The sequence below is a fragment of the Mesorhizobium sp. M2A.F.Ca.ET.046.03.2.1 genome, from assembly GCF_003952425.1.
In the GTDB taxonomy this organism is placed as follows: domain Bacteria; phylum Pseudomonadota; class Alphaproteobacteria; order Rhizobiales; family Rhizobiaceae; genus Mesorhizobium.
Map to the genome: position 1 here is coordinate 3,727,789 of NZ_CP034449.1, position 18,070 is coordinate 3,745,858.

At 58.5% G+C, this 18,070-nt stretch carries 11 protein-coding genes and 3 pseudogenes; 11 read left to right on the forward strand and 3 right to left on the reverse strand.

Features of this window, described 5'->3' with window-relative positions; translation table 11 throughout:
• Positions 1-179: 179 nt before the first annotated feature.
• The gene (locus EJ072_RS36040; RefSeq protein ID WP_024505365.1) at positions 180-380 is read right to left on the reverse strand and encodes a hypothetical protein; all 201 of its coding nucleotides are present in this window, start codon (positions 378-380) and stop codon (positions 180-182) included.
• A gap of 100 nt (positions 381-480) precedes the next feature.
• Here EJ072_RS36040 and glyA point away from each other — a divergent pair.
• From glyA to EJ072_RS17815, 9 genes and pseudogenes are all read left to right on the forward strand, one after another.
• Positions 481-1,801, forward strand: a pseudogene (gene glyA, locus EJ072_RS17775) (serine hydroxymethyltransferase).
• 57 nt (positions 1,802-1,858) lie between these two features.
• Complete coding sequence (metK, locus tag EJ072_RS17780; RefSeq protein WP_063169265.1) at positions 1,859-3,034, forward strand: methionine adenosyltransferase; 1,176 nt, start codon at positions 1,859-1,861, stop codon at positions 3,032-3,034.
• Between the two features lie 100 nt (positions 3,035-3,134).
• Complete coding sequence (locus EJ072_RS17785) at positions 3,135-4,148, forward strand: adenosine kinase (protein ID WP_126063919.1); 1,014 nt, start codon at positions 3,135-3,137, stop codon at positions 4,146-4,148.
• Positions 4,149-4,213: 65 nt separating this feature from the next.
• The gene (gene tdh / locus EJ072_RS17790) at positions 4,214-5,248 is read left to right on the forward strand and encodes an L-threonine 3-dehydrogenase (RefSeq protein ID WP_126080681.1); all 1,035 of its coding nucleotides are present in this window, start codon (positions 4,214-4,216) and stop codon (positions 5,246-5,248) included.
• A gap of 714 nt (positions 5,249-5,962) precedes the next feature.
• Positions 5,963-6,131 (forward strand): annotated as a pseudogene (locus EJ072_RS36900) (transposase); the annotation flags it as partial.
• Positions 6,132-6,943: 812 nt separating this feature from the next.
• Positions 6,944-7,630 (forward strand): response regulator transcription factor, encoded by a 687-nt coding sequence (locus EJ072_RS17800; protein ID WP_024505585.1) that lies wholly within the window; start codon positions 6,944-6,946, stop codon positions 7,628-7,630.
• Positions 7,631-7,701: 71 nt separating this feature from the next.
• Positions 7,702-9,123 carry a type II and III secretion system protein family protein gene (locus EJ072_RS17805; RefSeq protein ID WP_050580548.1) on the forward strand — a complete coding sequence of 474 codons (1,422 nt, stop codon included), beginning with the start codon at positions 7,702-7,704 and terminating at the stop codon, positions 9,121-9,123.
• A 12-nt stretch (positions 9,124-9,135) separates the two neighbouring features.
• Entirely contained in the window at positions 9,136-9,696 is a 561-nt protein-coding gene (locus EJ072_RS17810; protein WP_063169261.1) for a CpaD family pilus assembly lipoprotein, read from the forward strand.
• A gap of 83 nt (positions 9,697-9,779) precedes the next feature.
• Entirely contained in the window at positions 9,780-11,651 is a 1,872-nt protein-coding gene (locus EJ072_RS17815; protein WP_126080682.1) for an acyltransferase family protein, read from the forward strand.
• Between the two features lie 482 nt (positions 11,652-12,133).
• On the opposite strand, the gene EJ072_RS17820 is transcribed toward EJ072_RS17815, so the two are convergent.
• A complete protein-coding gene (locus EJ072_RS17820; RefSeq protein ID WP_126063922.1) occupies positions 12,134-13,273 on the reverse strand; it encodes a porin in 1,140 nt (379 codons plus the stop codon).
• Between the two features lie 682 nt (positions 13,274-13,955).
• Here EJ072_RS17820 and EJ072_RS17825 point away from each other — a divergent pair.
• Both EJ072_RS17825 and hemN read left to right on the forward strand, forming a co-directional pair.
• Positions 13,956-14,312 (forward strand): hypothetical protein, encoded by a 357-nt coding sequence (locus EJ072_RS17825; protein WP_024505577.1) that lies wholly within the window; start codon positions 13,956-13,958, stop codon positions 14,310-14,312.
• Between the two features lie 470 nt (positions 14,313-14,782).
• A pseudogene (gene hemN, locus EJ072_RS17830) lies at positions 14,783-16,109 on the forward strand (oxygen-independent coproporphyrinogen III oxidase).
• 234 nt (positions 16,110-16,343) lie between these two features.
• Here the strand turns inward: hemN and EJ072_RS17835 are convergent.
• Positions 16,344-17,987: an MFS transporter gene (locus tag EJ072_RS17835; protein WP_126063923.1), complete on the reverse strand. Its 1,644-nt coding sequence runs from the start codon at positions 17,985-17,987 to the stop codon at positions 16,344-16,346.
• Positions 17,988-18,070: the final 83 nt, after the last annotated feature.

The following is an 18,070-nucleotide window of genomic DNA, read 5'->3' on the forward strand; positions in this document are numbered from 1 at the left end:
AGCGGATTTACAGCAAATGACGAGAGAGGTCTCATGCGGATTGATGGGGATAGAAGGGCTAGCGGCTTGCTGCATCCCGTCCGGGTTGATGCCAACCAATGTTGACACTGGTAAATCGCCTAAGGACGGCAGCGCATCTTGATCGCCTTCGAATCCTGGGCCTTTGCGCGCATGCGGATCTAACCGTCGGCGAGCTGGCCGATATTACCAGTCTGCCTCGCGAGCAGGTTCGACGCCACGTTCGGCGGCTGGGCAGAGCCAACTTTCTTTGCTGCAACGAACAACGTCCGCAGTCTTCGTACCATATGCAAGCAGGAGGCAAGGATGGCGGGCTGGCTCAATTGGTGGTCGATCTCCTGCCCCACGATGATGGCCATCATAAAAGAGACCTACAACGCCTGGAAGCAATACAAGACGCGCGGTTGAAGGGACCGCCTGCTTGATCGTGAAATAGATCAGTCCAAATGGAGCGCGACTACCATGGATAACTCCGCCGGCGGCGCCATCGCGCAGCCCGACACTTACGGGCGGCCTCACTTAGCCGCCGTCGACTCCCGCGTTCACGAACTGCTTCTAAGACAGGAGCGTCAGGAGCGGACAACTCTCAAACTGATCGCCTCCGAGAACTTTGCCTCCTCGGCGGTGTTGGAAGCGACCGGGTCGATTTTCACCAACAAGTATGCCGAGGGATACCCCGGTGCGCGCTACTACGCCGGAAACGAGATCGTCGATGAGCTTGAGACCCTCGCGATCGAGCGCCTGAAAGCGCTATTTGGCAGTGAACACGCCAACGTCCAGCCTTATTCAGGCTCGCCAGCCAACCAGGCTGTCTATCGCGCGCTTTTGAGCCCCCGTGACAAAGTCATGGGCTTGCCTTTACCCGAAGGCGGCCATCTGACTCACGGTTGGTCCGTCAATTTTTCCGGCAGCGATTATCAGCGCGTCCCGTACAGGCTGCACGAAAAGACACAGCAAATTGACTATGACCACTTGCGCGAGACCGCCAAGCGGGAACGCCCGAAGCTAATTTGGGTCGGCGGAACTGCTTATCCGCGTATTTTTGACTACGCGGCAATGGCCGAAATTGCTTCGGAGGTGAACTCGTATCTGGTGGCTGACATCGCCCACATCTGCGGCCTGGTTGTCGCAGGAGTGCATCCGAACCCCGTGTCCCATTGCGATGTGGTCACCAGCACCTCTCACAAGTCGATCCGCGGTCCCCGGGGTGGCTTCATTTTATCAAGGAATGAAGACCGTTATCAGCCCCTCCATCATCCGAAGAGCAAACACAATCTGCGCCGTGTTCCCTCTTCTGCAAGGCGGACCGCATATGAATACTATCGCCGCGCTTGCCGTCGCTTTGCAGGAAGCAGCGAACTCGTCCTTTCGTGTCTACGGTCAGCAGATCGTCCACAACGCCAAGGCTCTGGCCCAGGCGCTTCTGGAGCGAGGTTATGAACTCGTCACTGGGGGCACTGACAATCACATGCTGATCCTTGATCTTCGGGACCGGCCGCTGTCAGGCAAAGCCTATGCGGAGCGCTTATCGCGTGCAGGCATCATTGCGAATTTCAATATGGTCCCGGGCGACCGGCGGCATCCGGCGCTGACAAGCGGCATCCGCTTAGGGACACCAGCGGTGACGTCCATGGGCATGCGCGAAACGGAGATGGTGCAGATCGCCGCTTTCATCGACTCGGTCTGCCGCCAGCCCGATGACCAGGAAGTTCATGCGAGCGTACGAAGAGACGTTGCCGACTTCTGCACTGCGTTCGATGTTCCCGGCATCCGCGACCGATAAGCCACCCCAATCCAGAAACTCCTCACTAACTCCAGCACTTGAAGCGAGGGCATTTTTATGACCAGGCAGTTCGTGTTCTCTTCCGAATCCGTCGGCGCGGGACACCCCGACAAGATGGCAGACAACATCTCCGATGCCATTCTCGATGCGGTCCTGCGCACCGATCCGAAGGCGCGCGTCGCCTGTGAAGTGTTGGTGAAGACGGGGATGGTCGTTGTGGCTGGCGAGATCACCAGCCATGCCCACATCGATTACAGCCAAGTCGCCCGCGATACGATACTCGATATTGGCTACGACGATGATGCGATTGGCTTTGATGGTCGACGTTGCGCCGTCGTTCTGGCCCTCACCGAGCAGTCGCCCGACATAAGCCAGGGCGTTGATGAAGGACGAGGGCAGGATCTCGGGCAAGGGGCAGGGGATCAGGGCATCATGTTTGGATTCGCATGCAACGAGACGGATACATTGATGCCCCTGCCGATCCAACTCGCTCACCATTTGACGAAAAGACAGGCCGAGGTCCGGAAAGCGGGACAGCTTGGCTGGCTGCGTCCGGACGTGAAATCTCAAGTGTCGGTACGCTACGAAGGGCTCCGCCCGGTGGCGCTGGATACCATAGTCCTGTCAACGCAGCATGACGAAGCGGTCTCACAAGCCACGGTCCGCGAAGGCGTCATTGAGGAGATCATAAAACCGGTCCTGCCGGCCCACCTGGATACTTCGGGGATCAGATTTCTGGTCAACCCAACAGGGCGGTTCGTGGTCGGTGGGCCTGCCGGCGACTGCGGCCTCACAGGACGGAAGATCATCGTCGATTCCTACGGTGGGACCGGGCGTCACGGCGGCGGTGCCTTTTCGGGCAAGGACCCATCCAAGGTTGACCGCTCGGCGGCCTATGCCGCCCGGTATGTCGCGAAGAACATCGTTGCCAGCGGCCTTGCAGAGGTCTGCGAGGTTCAGCTTGCCTACGCGATCGGCGTGGCCAGTCCGGTTTCTGTCATGGTCAATACCTTCGGAACCGCAAGGATCGAGGAAAAAAGGATCGAGCGCCTTGTTCTCGAGGTTTTCAATCTCCGACCGAAAGGCATCATCAAGATGCTTGATCTCTTACGGCCGATATACCGCAAGACGGCGACATACGGACACTTCGGGCGTGAAGAGCCTGAGTTCACTTGGGAGAAGACGGACAAAGCTGACGATTTGCTGCGTGAAGCCGGACCGGCAGCTGCGTGAGGGCGGCTGGATCAAGCGCATGCGGCAACCCATTTCAACTCGCGAGACCACGCCCGGCCGGCGTGGCAAGAAGCCGGCTCGGGTTTTGGCGGAGATTTTGATGCCGGATTATGACGTGCTTTGCATCGGCAATGCCATTGTCGACATCATCGCCCAGTGCGACGAGGAATTCCTCGAGACCAACGGCATCATCAAGGGCGCGATGAACCTCATCGACACACAACGCGCCGAACTGCTCTACAGCCGCATGGGTCCGGCGATCGAAGCGTCCGGCGGCAGCGCCGGCAACACGGCGGCCGGCGTCGCCAGCTTTGGCGGCCGCGCGGCCTTCTTCGGCAAGGTCTCCAACGATGCGCTGGGCGAAATCTACGCCCACGACATCCATGCGCAGGGCGTCGCCTTCGGCACCACGCCGCTCAAGGGTGAGCCGCCGACGGCGCGCTCGATGATCTTCGTCACGCCCGACGGCGAGCGCTCGATGAACACCTATCTCGGCGCCTGCGTCGAGCTTGGCCCTGAGGATGTCGAAGCCGACAAGGCGTCCGGCGCCAAGGTCACCTATTTCGAAGGCTATCTGTGGGACCCGCCGCGCGCCAAGGAGGCAATCCGCCAGACGGCGAAGCTGGCGCACGCGGCAGGCCGAGAAGTGTCGATGACGCTATCGGATTCGTTCTGCGTCGACCGCTACCGCGACGAATTCCTCGACCTGATGCGCTCGGGCACGGTCGACATCGTCTTTGCCAACAGCCACGAGATCAAGTCGCTCTACCAGACATCGTCGTTCGACGAGGCGCTGGCCCAGATCCGCAAGGATTGCCGGATCGCCGCCGTCACCCGCTCGGAAAAAGGCTCGGTGATCGTGCGCGGCGACGAGACCGTGGTGATCAAGGCGACCGCCATCAAGGAACTGGTCGACACGACGGGCGCCGGCGATCTCTATGCCGCCGGCTTCCTGCATGGCTACACGCAAGGCCGCGACCTGCAGACTTGCGGCGACCTTGGCTCACTGGCAGCCGGATTGGTGATCCAGCAGATCGGCCCCAGGCCCCGTCAGAATTTGCGCCGCGAGGCCGAGCAGGCGGGGCTGACCATTCCGGACGTTCAAACGAGTTAGTGGCCTACCTTCCCGTTGTGCAGGCTATCTCGCCAGAAGCGCAATCACGGAATAGGGAAATCCTGATGTCGAACATGATGAAGGCGCTTGTGAAGGCCAAGGCCGAACCGGGCATCTGGATGGAAGAGGTGCCGGTGCCGGAAATCGGCCCCAACGACGTGCTGATCAAGATCAAGAAGACGGCGATCTGCGGCACCGACGTGCACATCTACAATTGGGACCAGTGGGCGCAGAAGACGGTGCCGGTGCCGATGGTGACGGGCCATGAATTCGTCGGCACCGTTGCCGATTTCGGCGCAGCGGTCACCGAATACAAGGTCTGCCAGCGTGTATTGGGCGAAGGCCACATCGTCTGCGGCCATTGCCGCAACTGTCGCGCCGGGCGAGGGCATCTGTGCCGCAACACACTCGGCGTCGGCGTCAACCGTCCAGGCGCCTTCGGCGAGTATCTGGCGATCCCGCAGCACAATGTCGTGCCGATCCCCGACGATGTGCCCGATGAGATTGCCGCGATCTTCGATCCCTTGGGCAATGCCGTCCACACCGCATTGTCCTTCGATCTGGTCGGCGAGGACGTGCTGGTGACTGGCGCCGGGCCGATCGGCATCATGGGCGCGCTCGTCGCCCAATGCGTCGGCGCGCGCAAAGTGGTCATCACTGACATCAACCCGGTGCGGCTGGCGCTAGCCAAGAAACTCGGCGTCCAGCATGTCGTCGACGCCTCGAAGGAGAAGCTGCGCGACGTCATGCCGGTGCTCGGCATGACCGAGGGGTTCGACGTCGGGCTCGAAATGTCAGGCGCCGCCCCCGCTTTCCGCGACATGATCGACACCATGAACAATGGCGGCAAGATCGCCATTCTGGGCATCGCGCCGACCGGCTTCGAGATCGACTGGAACAAGGTCATCTTCAAGATGCTGCATCTCAAAGGCATCTACGGCCGCGAGATGTTCGAAACCTGGTACAAGATGATCGCGCTTGTGCAGGGTCCGCTGGATGTCTCCGGCCTGATCACCCACCGCATCGGCATCGACGATTTTCAGATCGGTTTCGATGCGATGAAGAGCGGCAGTTCCGGCAAGGTGGTGATGGACTGGTAGGGATTGCCTTGGCCGCTATTCAGGAAAAGCTGACGACAGCACCTCTGGTCCGCCGGACATTTTCCAACTAGGGGAACATGGCTGGGTGGAGAGCTATGGCTCCGCTACGTGCGCTCGCTAATCATACACGGCGACGTATCGCGGCCCACCCGGTGACGGTCGATGGGGCAATTCGCTTCAGTCGATGACGGAAACCCGGTGAACCGATGCTGAGGCCCCGACGCGATCGTCTATTTCCTATGATCTGCGATTGAGGTCGAGGTGTTGCCGCTTTCAGCGGGTAAAATGCGATAGACGACTTCCGGTACCCTTCCGGTCAGCGAAAAGGAAGGCAACGAGCCGCATTGCCTCAAGCAAAATGTTACCAATAGTGTCCTGTTCCAAAGGGGATGGACAGGTCGTGCCATTCCGGTTCGGGGGAAGGATGGCGCGGCTCAGCATGGCGACACGGTGAAGCGGCGATCGTGGAGCTTTATTGCGGCGTTGACAAGCGGCGCATTCTGGATGAGTTCGAGGCGGTAACCGGCTATTATTCGCAAGCGCGCGATCCGTCTTATGAACCGTCGTGAGCAGAGGCCGTCTGCGGGCAAGAGCCGCAGCCGCTGTTACGGCAGCGATGTCCGCGACGCGCTCATCGTGTTGTGGGAGGATTCGGAGCGGCTGGGTCCGCATCGACGCTCGCGGCGGCCAGCGCCGCCGGGCAGGAATGAGTTCGCAGTTCGCCGCTCGGTGCCAGCCCGCACCTTCGGCGATTGGAAAGATCCGCCGCCCGGCTTTGTTGAGCGCATTCGGGCACGTCTTCGTCAGGGAGCTTCGTGCAGACGATGGTGCTGACCGGATTGCCGCCGGCTGGACCGATTGCATTCCGCTCCGCACGCGCGACAGCGGCAATGTGATCATGGCGATCAAGCAGGCCCGCTCCCGGTTTCGCTGACCCTGTGCTGCTGTTTGCCGGCATCCGCCCGCACAGGAAGAGCTTGTAAAAGCGGTCGGTGCGGAAATCGAGGAGCCGTTGGTCGTCGATCTTCAGCCTGAACGCGGTCGTTTGCTGGTGCCGCAAATCGGCTGTTGCATGTACATCCCTGTCAGACGTCAGTTTTCCTCGCCTATTTTGGTGTCGAGCGCGAAGTGCTCCAACCAGATTGCAAGGCTTTTTGGAAATGAGAGCGGCTTTGCGCAGGGCGCTCCGTTGTTGAGCATTCAAGCTACCAAGCCAATGACGCGCAGGTTCCACCAGGCTCGCCAGCCTTGAAGGACAGCGAAAAAAGCAGAGCACGACAGACACAACAGTGCATCAGGACGCCGCAGTCGTTGAAGATGGTGCGCTGCATCCATACCGTGGATGCATTCGATCCAAATAATCGATTTGTTCAATCAGTTTCTCGAAAGCTAACCCTACCCTCTGTGGGAATCGGGCTCTGAGCCGCGACGCTGCCTTGCGAGCGCAGGGGCTGCACGTAGGAGAGATGATGCAACGAGAAATCGCACGCGGGTTGCTGGCCTCGTGGGTTCGCCGACCGGCGTATTTGAGCCCGTCAGTTGGTCCTCACCCGCGCCTATTGCCACCGAGCGACTTGCATGTCCCTCCGACTCGGACCAGTTCCGAGAGCTGCGACGAGTTGCGCGCCGTGTGCTCCGATCAGATGGCCGCCGGTGACGCGTTCGATGGGCCGTCCCTCTTCGAGAGGAGATGAAATGCGAACGCTGCTCGTGGATCATCATGCGGATCTTGCGCGCGCCATGCGACTTGCGCTCGGGGATGGCGGCTTCGTCGTTGATGTCGTTGGTACTCTGGAACTGGCTTCGAGTGCATTTTCTTGCGCCAGCTATGAAATTCTCCTGCTGGAATTGGCTCTGCCAGATGGCGATGGCTTGGGTTGGCTGAGGCAGTTGAGGACCCACGGGCATTCAGTTCCTGCCGTCATTATGAGCAGCCTTAACGATCTCGATAAGCGAATTGCGATCTTCAACGGTGGTGCGGACGACTTTCTGCTCAAACCCATCTCTACCGATGAGCTTATTGCCAGAATGAGAGCCATTCTGCGCCGGGCGACACAGATGACCGACCTGAGGCTCGTATTTGGCAATCTCGACTTTGATCCGGTCGCCCGCCAGGTTTTCGTTGATGGGCACCCAATGATGATCGCACGTCGCGAACTCTGTATTCTAGAGCACCTGCTTAACCGGGCAGGCCGCATCGTGCCCCGTGCGCAATTGGAAGATCACCTCTATTCATTCAACGACGACGTGTCTGCCAACGCGCTTGAAGTCGGAATTTATCGTTTACGGGGACATCTGACCAGATCAGGTGCAACGCCACGGATCAAGACCATCCGAGGCATTGGTTACATCCTAGAATTGACTGACGCCTCGTCCGCATAGTTTGTCGAATCGAAAGAAGATCTATTTTGCTGATCCTTCAACATCCTTGCCATGCGCTCAATTGGCGGGCGATCGCCAACAAGGTTACAAGACCTGCAGTTCCCCGTTACCTGGGCCATCTCCTCTGCGCGCTTATTGTGACTTTCCCACTTGGTGTCGCGGCGCAAAACAAGCAGGACAAAGGCCCGCCGCATGCGGCTTCGAATAGCATCAACGCCACGCTGACCCTTTCCTCTTCGCTCGGGGAGACCGTTCATCTGCCCGCGCCAGCCACGACCATCTTTGTTGCTGACCCCACGATCGCGGATTTTCAGGCGCCATCGAGCAAAACAATCTTCGTCTTTGGCAAGAAATCGGGGCGGACCAGCCTATTCGCCTTGGATGGCAATGGCGAGCCTCTCGCCGAATTGCGTATCGTTGTCACGCAACCGATCGGGGATTTACGCGCCATGTTGCGGGAGCAGGTCGGCGACTATCCCATCCGCGTCAACTATACGCCGCGCGGCGCAATCCTTAGCGGGACGGCGCCCGACGCAGAGGTCGCCGACACCGCAAAAAGAGTCACTGAGCAATATCTGGGCGACGGAGCGCAAGTCGTCAACAACATCAAGGTCGCTGGATCCCTGCAAGTTAACCTCAGCGTGCGCGTAGCCGAAGTCTCACGCAGCGCCATGAAGTCACTCGGCGTCAACTTGTCCGCCTTCGGTCAAATCGGCAATTTCAAAGTGGGCGTTCTAAGCGGAAGCGCTGCAAGCGCTGGGTCTGGTTCAACCCAGGGTGGCGGTACAGCAGAAATCGGATTCGACAACGGTGCCGTCAACGTCAGCGCGGTTCTCGACGCGCTCGCCAAGGAGCATATAGCTTCCGTCCTGGCTGAGCCGAACCTCACCGCTATGTCGGGTGAAAAGGCCAGCTTTCTCGCGGGCGGCGAATTTCCCATTCCTGTCCTGCAGGAAAACAGGCAGGTATCGGTTGAATTCCGTCACTTCGGCGTCAGTCTGGAATTTGTGCCGACAGTTCTCAGCAACAATCAAATCAACATTCACGTAACGCCCGAAGTCAGTGAACTGTCGACGCAAGGTGCCGTGCAAATCAACGGAATTTCCGTGCCGGCAGTTTCCACGCGCCGAGCCGATACGGTCGTCGAACTCGCCAGCGGCCAGAGCTTCGCAATCGGCGGTCTAATCAGGCGGAACGTCAACAATGATGTCAGGGCCTTTCCCTGGCTCGGAGAACTGCCGATCCTGGGACCGCTTTTTCGCTCGACCTCGTTTCAAAAAGAGGAGTCAGAACTGGTCATTCTAGTTACGCCTTACATTGTAAGACCAGGCTCCAACCCAAACCAGATGAGCGCACCGACCGAGCGGGCGGCACCGGCTTTGAACGGAGGGGGCGCTCCGACGAATTCCGTGACAAGTCCCCCGCGAGACCGCGCTGCTATCCGTGCGGGCGCGCCAAGCGCCCAGGGCGGTCTCGGCTTCATCATCGAATAGTGTCATCCAAAGATGTTGCGTTTTATAATCCTCTTTGTCGCTCTGGCACCAAGCGTAAGTGGCTGCACAAGCACTACGCCAGTTGATGTCGAACCATCGGCACCAATGCTTGTCCGAGAGGAGACCACCGTCCTGACGTTGCAAAGCCTGCGCGCTTCCGAACGGCAGCGTTTGCGTGTTTTCCTAGACAAGGCCAGTCGCGGCCGGTTCGATGCCATCCACCTCCTCATCAGCGGTTCGCCCCAGCTCAGCGCAGGGGTAGCCCATCAGGCCAGGCAGTTGGCAATCGAAGAAGACAACATTCAATTGCGCGATCAACACGACGCCGGCTCAGTGCGAATTGAGGCGATTGTCTATCACGCCCGTCCGCCGGTCTGTCCCTCATATGGTGCCTTACCCAATGAAGAATCCTTCAAACAGCCGCTTGGTTGTTCGACAGGACATAACCTGGCCGTGATGGTCAACGATCCGCGCGATCTGCTCGACAATCAGGCCGTCAAGGCCGGCGATGGCGATCGTGCTTCTGTACCAGTTGCAACTTACAGAACATTCGGGACGGATAAAGGTGGCTGATACCGCCCTTATCTCGGCAGCACTCCTACCGGAGATTGAAAGCTTCCAATCGCGTCCTGATCTAAAATAAAAGGAACCGCTGGATGCAATATAGGCGCTATATCGAGGGCCTTAGGGCCGTTGCTGTACTTCCGGTCGTACTCTTTCATTTCGGAATTTCGGCGATCCCGGGTGGCTTTAGCGGGGTCGATATCTTCTTCGTCATCTCCGGCTACCTAACCAGCGGAAGCCTCCTGGATGACCTTGAACGCGGCCAATTTTCCATCGTCAACTTCTACTGGCGCCGTGCCCGGCGCATTCTGCCGGCGCTCGTCTTTGTGATGCTTCTCACCTGCATTGCAGCATTGTTCATTCTTCTGCCACCGGATCTGCGCGGATTCAGTCTTAGCATCATAGCTACCTCGACCTTCTGGTCGAACGTTTTCTTCTGGAAAACGTCAAGTTACTTCTCTATCGATGCCGCGCTTCTACCACTGTTGCACACTTGGCCGCTTTCCGTAGCGGAGCAGTACTACATCTTCGCACCAATCCTGATGTTCCTAATCTATCGCTACATCGGGAAGCGCTGGCTGACGACACTTCTTCCGATAATTCTCTGCAGCTTCGTAGTGGCGGTGATGGCGACATCGCTGGCACCCACCGCCGGATTCTATCTGCTGCCGACCCGAATCTGGGAACTCATGTTGGGCGCCCTGCTCATGCTCAAATGCCCCTCGCCGCTGGGCAACCGATTCCTGATGGAGTCGGTGGGGGTGGCCGGATTTGGCCTTCTCGCCATCGGGTTCTTCGCGATTTCGGCGAGTGATCCGTTCCCAGGCTACAACGCCTTGTATCCATGCATCGGAACGGCCCTTCTGATCTATGTTGGCCAAAATACCCCCTCGACGGTCGCCACCCGCATGCTCGAAGTCCGGCCGCTGGTCTGGATTGGGCTCATCTCGTATTCGTTGTATCTTGTTCACTGGCCTCTCAATGCGTTCGCGCACTATCTTTCGTTCCAAAAACTCGATCCGTTGATGACCGGTGCGATGTTGGTGGCAAGCCTCGCATTGGCTGCATTCTCCTGGAAGTTTGTAGAGCAGCCGTTTCGACAGAAGAGGGCCTTCACCTCCCCGGGGCCTATCTTCGCCTTTTCAGCGCTCGCGATCGTTGTCCTTTGTGCCGGCGGAGCGGCGGGGGCGCTCGGCAATGGCTTTCCGCAACGGTTTCCGGACTATGTCCAGCGGCGCATTTCCGTCGGGGACTGGAGGAATGGCATCTGTTTCAACGAGGGCACCAGCCGGATCGAAAGCTGGAATATGGAGGATTGCACGCGCACCAGCGGTTTTCCAACAACGGTTTTTTTGTGGGGCGACTCCTTCGCCGCGCACTATGTTTCCGGCTTGGGTGCTAACATAAATCGATTGCAGGCGAACATCGTTGAATATACGTACGCCAGCTGCGCGCCGATACTCTATTACTACCCTTACGATCGTCTTGATTGTGTCCGGTTCAATCGCAAGGCCTTGGACGTCATCTTGGAAGCGGACATCAAGACGGTTATCCTCAGCGGTAGATGGAGTGACTATGAGGTCAGAGGTTTCGACGGTCTTCAGCAAACAATCGCTACGCTTCGTGCCCTGGGCGTGCGCGTGTTTGTCATCGGCCAGTCTCCGCAGTTCCCAACTGACGTCCGGAAAATTGCGTTCTTCGCCAAGCGCCAAAATCTGGACGATACGTCCTGGCCGATCGCGATGGACCCCGACATCAACGAACGTGTGCGCTCATTTACCAAAGGCGCCACATTCATCGATCCGCTGAAATTCCTGTGCAGCGCAGGACGCTGCGCCTATTCCGATAGAGGAGAGTTTTTATATTTCGACTATGGTCATTTCTCTTCAGCCGGCGCCACACTGGCAATCTCGAAATACTGGCCGGCTTTTGGCAAGGACAATGCTCTTCCTAAGACGAAGTAGCGGCTCAGCGGCTGACAAGCACCAGTACGGGTCCCAGTGATAGCTCCTGCTTCCGCAGCAGCCGCGACGATGGAGCTGTTCAGGTTTAAGGCCCCCCGATAGTGACCTAGGATGGGTGCTGCCACGCGGCTCGGACTCAGCGTGCATTATCACGTAAATGTTGAGAGAATGAATGGCGCCGCGAAGGGCAATTCCAGCCGTCCAAAGCGACAGGCGTGTCGCGGCCTCGACATTGCAGTGGCGCTTACCTAACACGGCCTCACACTGCCCTCTAAGCGGCCCCGAATTTGAACTGACGGCCCCTGGCCGGTTCATCGGGCAGGTCAAGGGCTAGGTGTAGTACACAGGGCTCATAACTTTCAGTTTCTAGTTGGTACGATGGGCCGTGGACGGTCGATGCAGACTTCAAGATGGCGAACGAAGCTCTCCATGCGTGCGTTGTCGAGGCAAGTGCCTTTGCCATGCTCGCGACTGGAGAGATTTCAAAATGAGCCTTGTAAGCGGAGAATGCCGCCGACGCTGTTCGGCTTGCTCGTGCCCTTGACGGCGGTAGGCTCGGCAGGGCCGAGGCCAGAGTTGCCGTAGTGGTCGTAATCGACCTCGGCTGTGACCGTGAAGCCGGGAACGACCATGTAGGCGACGTTTGCAGCCACACCAGCATCCTTGAGCTGATCACCCGAGACCTGAAGGTTGAACGAAGTTTTCTCGTCAAACTCGTAGGTGGCGCCCGCCCAGAAAGCCCACTGGCCGTTCCAGATTTTGTACGAGCCGCGCCCATGATTGGCAATTGCGCCGTTTGAGTCCTCGTTGAGACTGGCATTGGAACCGTAGCCGAAGAGTCCAAACAGCGACAGCTGGTTTGTGACAGCGACGTCGACGCGGATCTTGCCGGCAAAAGCTTCGTAATTGCTGTCATAAGCCGCGACGCCGGTGATCGAGCCCCAGCCTTGCGTGTATTTCAAGCCGGCGACAACGTGCGGAATATAGCTGTCGATAGTACCGGCTGAGCCCGATCCTTGTTCGAGCGAAATCACAGTCGAAATGCCGTTGCCGGCGTCGAAGTGGTACTGAGCCACGTTGGTGTCGAAGCCGGCCGACGGAACGAGCATACTATCGAGAACGTCGCCAGCGTAGCTTACAAACGTATCGAAGGCCGACCCCTCCTTGCCAACTCGCAGGCCTCCCAGCTCGACCCAGGCAGAAGCCAGTGCGAGGCCGCTGTTGAAATCATAGTTCTGAGGACTGTCATGCGAGTTAGCGCTGTTGCCAAAATTCACGTGGGTTTCGGTATAGGTCGTCAACGCGCCGAGCTCGGTCTGCTGGCCGGTCCAAGTTTTGAACGTGAAGCGTGTGCTGTTTCGCCAAGTGCCTTGGTCCTCGCCAGTTCTCACGTCCGAGGTTCTTGCGCTGTCATACGATCGGACGTCACCCAGGCCGATATCGTAACGGACATAGCCGCCGATGCGCAGGCAGGTCTCGGTGTTGGGAATATAGGAATATCCCGAGCCGAGGACGTCGCAGATCTTGATGTACTCGGCCGGTTCCCGCTCGGCGCCAGCTGCTCGACCGACGGAAACGGTCATCAGAGCAGTTAAGCCGAGAAGAGGACTCTTGATGTACATGTCTAGATCTCCATGAAGGAATAAAAAGGATAGAGGCGAAAGAGCAAGCTTTTCCTCTAAATTTTGTGCGTGTTGTCTCCAATATGTGGACGCCAAAGCGCTTGACACGAGAGGTGAGCCAGCGTAAAAGCCACATGTACTTATAATAGTGTTTTCTGTTAGGAGATTCATTATCGTTTACATGTGAAACACTCCGGTCGGACCGCTGCAGCTCTCCGAAATAGAGCAGCAAGCGACATGCCAACCTGAAGCGTAAATGCGGCCGACACCAAAATCGGGCCGACGCGCCTTCGTCTCGCTGGAATCACTTTTTTTGAGGGTCACTGCGAAAAGCAATGTGCGACACGGTTCGCCATGTTCGATATGTGACAGTCTCGTTTAACAGCGACGGCTTCCCGTCTGACCGCAACGGAGGCCGCGCCATGCGCTACCGAGAAGGATCACTGCGCGTACGCTCCGCAAGGGCTGCGCCAGGAACAGAGGGCGTGCGCGTCCGAGGCGTCGCATGGTGGCCGCAGCACCTTTTCGCCGCTGTAAGTTCGCCGTGCAGGTACATTGCGCGGCCGGAAGCGAGAGGGAGCGCACCCTGAAACGGCTGCCTACGGCTCGCCTCGAGTAATTGGCGATGAACAGCATTCTCGAGAACTTAGTCTCGACGGAAAGAGCAACGAAAGGAAGCCGCTTGGACGAGCACGATCCGAAGGAAGAACCGATCGAGACCATTTTCCGCAACGGCACAATCACTGCCGTGGGTATCCTGCTTGCCTTTTCGCTCGGCTTCCTCACTCATTGGGCCGCGAACCCCTTGCCATGGCAACTCTACGATCTGTTCGCCGTAGTGCCGATCCTGCTCGGCATCGCACTGCAGATGAGAGCGCTGTCCATGCTGCTCGACATGAGTTCCTTGCGGCGCCCCATCTACGAACGCGCCAATCGCATTTTCATGGTCGGCCTCATCCAGACCGCGTGTGGCGTCGGCATGGCCATCTTGGTCGATCTTTTCGGGATATCGGTAGGGGGCACGCTGCCCGGCGCTTGACGACAAGCCACACCGCCGCTCTTCGCTCGAAGCGACGTCAAGCCGGGGAACCTTGTGCACCCCCTAGCGGCGTCCTCCTTTCATCAAATGAGCCGACGTCAGCTTTAGAGCGTCTCGGTGGCTAAAGCCGGTATGGTTTTTCGGCCGGCAGGGAAGGCCGCTGGCTGGACCTGGATGGCGTCTGAACGAGGCTTGACAGGTCCGTTGCGTCGGACATGAATTTCGCATTGCAAAGTTCTTCCGCAGACGCCTCAAGCACACTGCACTGGCGTCACGTACTACTCAGACGTTGAATGCGGCACCGCACCATCACCTCAGGCGCAACCATGGCACGCGCGCTCCCCGGCGTGGTTGACCCCATCCTGTCCAAACGAGACTGCGACATAAGCGGGACGCACTGACTTAGGTCAGAGACCAGGACGAGCGCGCAACGAAAGAATGATGGATCAGCGACGTGGGATGACAGCTCCTTGCACACCTCAATCCTGACAAAGTACCGGGACCCCCGGCCGCCTTGGTATACCATCTATCCGACTGTGCCAGACTTCTCTGCGGCAGTTGGTGCTGACGATTATGAGGAATGGCTGGGGGGCCTCCCGGCCGACGAATCGGTGTCGCTCTATTTCCACATTCCGTTTTGCCGATCCATGTGCTGGTATTGCGGCTTCCCTACCGCGGTCATCCGTCGCAACGGCCCGATCCTTAATTATTTAGCGGTGCTGCGTCAGGAGATCAGTTTGGTGTCGGAGCAAGTGCGGCAAGGGCTGCCGGTGAGCGATGTGCATTTCGGCGCGGAACGCCTCACCTTATCGGGCCAGCCGAGCACTTGGCGCTGATGGAATTTCTACGCCGCCACTTCGCTTTCAGCAAAACTGCTGCGATCACCGTGGAGATCGATCCCCGAACGTTCACACCGGAAATGGCCGAAGCCTTGGCAGCTAACGGTGTCAACCGCGCGAGCATCGGCGTGCAGAGCTTTGATCCCGATGTGCAAAGGCGATCAATCGGATCCAGAGTAAGGTGCAGACGGCCGCTGCAGTCCAAAATCTCCGCCGGCATGGCGTTGGCCATATCAACTTCGACCTCATCTTCGGTCTACCGAAACAGACTGTGCAGTCCTGCATCCAGACCGCGATGGCTGCGGTCGCCATGCGCCCCAACCGGCTTGCGGTGTTCGGATACGCGCATATTCCTTCCGTGATAAAGAACCAGCGCCTATCGAGCAGGCAGGTCTACCGGACGGCGATCTTCGCGCCGAACAGGCTGCAGCTGTCGCCGAGACACTGGTTGGCGCTGGCTACCGGGAGATCGGGCTCGATCATTTCGCTCCGCCGGACGACGAACTCGCGCTAGCGCAGAAGACCGGGCGCGCCTACGGCGTAATTCGCTGGGATACTCGGCCGATACTTGCAAAACGTGATCGGCTTAGGCGCGTCGGCTATTGGCCGAGTCCGCGAGGGGTATGTTCAGAACGAAGTAACACGGGATTCTTACGCCCGGCACATCGCAAGTGGACGTCTGGCGACATCAAAGGGTCACCGTCTGACCGACGATGACCGGGTGCGCGCAGCGATCATCGAGCGACTGATGTGCGATTTGGAGGCCGACGTGCCGACCATCTGTGCCGCCCACGAAATCGAACCAGCTCGTTTTCTCGATTCAGTTGAGAGTTTGGTGACGCTGGCTGAGGAGGGGATCCTGGACGTCGAAAACGGCTTCATCCGCGTGCGGCCGGAGCACCGCTTTGTTGTTCGCGCCGTTGCTGCTGCATTCGATGCTTTTCTCGCGAATCGATGAGTTGAGGCCACGACGCCGAAAGGCATCAAACCTTGTTTGGCGCTCGTCGGCATGGGCTCTCGCAGAAGACTCCGCAAGCGTATGCAGGGGACTTCCACTTGACGCCGCGTTCACCATCATCTCGCCTGGGTGCGCGCGAAAGCGCACAACCCGGAGCACGCTGCTCTCGGTGTGAGGCTGTGCTCTGCAAAGCACCGGTGATCCACCCTGTCCCTGGACAGCAGCTTGATGGCGTCATCTTGGAGGACGAGAAAAGATTGTCGAGGTACGGGTACGAATTGCCTCGGTCGTCCGTTCAATCGAAAGCACTGTCTGCGGAGGCACCTCTCCTTCATGCAGTGACAGGAGATGCTGGGCGACTTCCTTATCTGCTGCGGTGAGTCGATGATTTAGGCGGAGAAAGTCCATCCAGGTGGGGGTGCGGAATGTCTCCGTCCAAAGTGACGGTGTTTGCAGATTTCGCTGGAGCGTCCAGTTTCGTGCACCGGCACGGCTCTGGACGTGTCGCCGCGTGCGCATGGAGCCCAGAAAGGCCTCGATATTTTCCTCCGATATCAAATACTCGACCTTGGCCACGATAGGGCCACTTCTGGGTTTCAGATCGAGAGCCACGTCCGGCGGATGAAAAACTGAACTTTCTTGATCGGTTTCTTCCCAGGGACGGACCGGCAACACGATCCCCGCTGCTGCAACCAGCAACAGAGCGCCTGCGGCGCCCTCCAATGCTAAGGTCAAGGAATAGTTTTGCGCGACAGAACCCCAGATCCAGCTGCCAGCAGCCATACCGCCTGCGCTCAAGGCGTAGTAAATGGAGAGCGTGCGGCCTACAACCCACCTTGGGCTTGCCAACTGCACCGACACGTCAATGCCCGTCCAGGTGATAAGCCAACCCGCTCCGCCGAGCGCCAGCGAAATGGCCGCCACAGGAATCGACGATGTAAGGGCAAGGGAGAGGCAACAGACTGCACAAGCCACAGAGGCGAAGGCCACCAGCCTGTTTTGAGACGTGACCTTCCTCAAGAAGCCGTTGCCCATGCCCGCGATGAAAGCACCCATGCCGAAGCCGGCCAATAAGATACCGTAGACAATTGGCCCACTCTTCAACTGATCCCGGACGACGAGGGGGAGCAACGCCAGAATGGAGATGCTTGCCAATCCGAAAAGAGCGGCTCGGGCGGTCGCTGCCCTGATCTCCAAAGACATCGCAGTAAAGCGCACTCCGTCATGAATTGCCGTCGTCATTCTCTCACGAGGGAGAGGCGAAGAGCGGACCTCCCATTTGGTGCGCCATATCGCGCTTATGGGCGCCAGATCACTCACCGCAGCCAAGGCGAAAGCGGCCAGCGGCCCAAAGACGGCCAGGATCACGCCCCCCAAGGCCGGACCAACGCTGCGCACAATGTTGTATCCGACGGACATAAGCGTCACTGCGGCCGGAATGTCGCGTTTGTGAAGGATATCGCCGACCGAAGCGTGCCAAGCCGGATCATTCAAGGCAAAGCCGCAGCCGGCCAGGAAACCTAACCCGAGAATCAGCCAAGGACTGACAAATCCCAGACCCACAGAAATCATCAGCGTCGTCGACGCCGATGCTATCAGGCAGTGTCCCGCAAACATCACCCACCGGCGGCTGAAGTTGTCGGCAATGGCTCCGGCGAAAACTGAGAGGAAGAACACCGGCAATGTGGATGCGGCCTGGACGAGTGCCACCATGAGGTCGGACGCTGAAATCGTTGCCATAAGCCAACTGATGGCGACCGTTTGCACTAGCCAACCGAGGCTGGAAATCTGGGTGGCCGCCCAAATTGAGCGAAACACCTTGTTTCGAAATGGGGCGAGCGTCTTTGAAACGGGCGGTTGAGGATTTTCGCTCTGCATGAGGTATTGCTGGCCTTCGATGAGCGCTGCGATTTGAGCAAGCGGGTCGATACTTAGACATCGCGGAGCACCGCACGGAACCC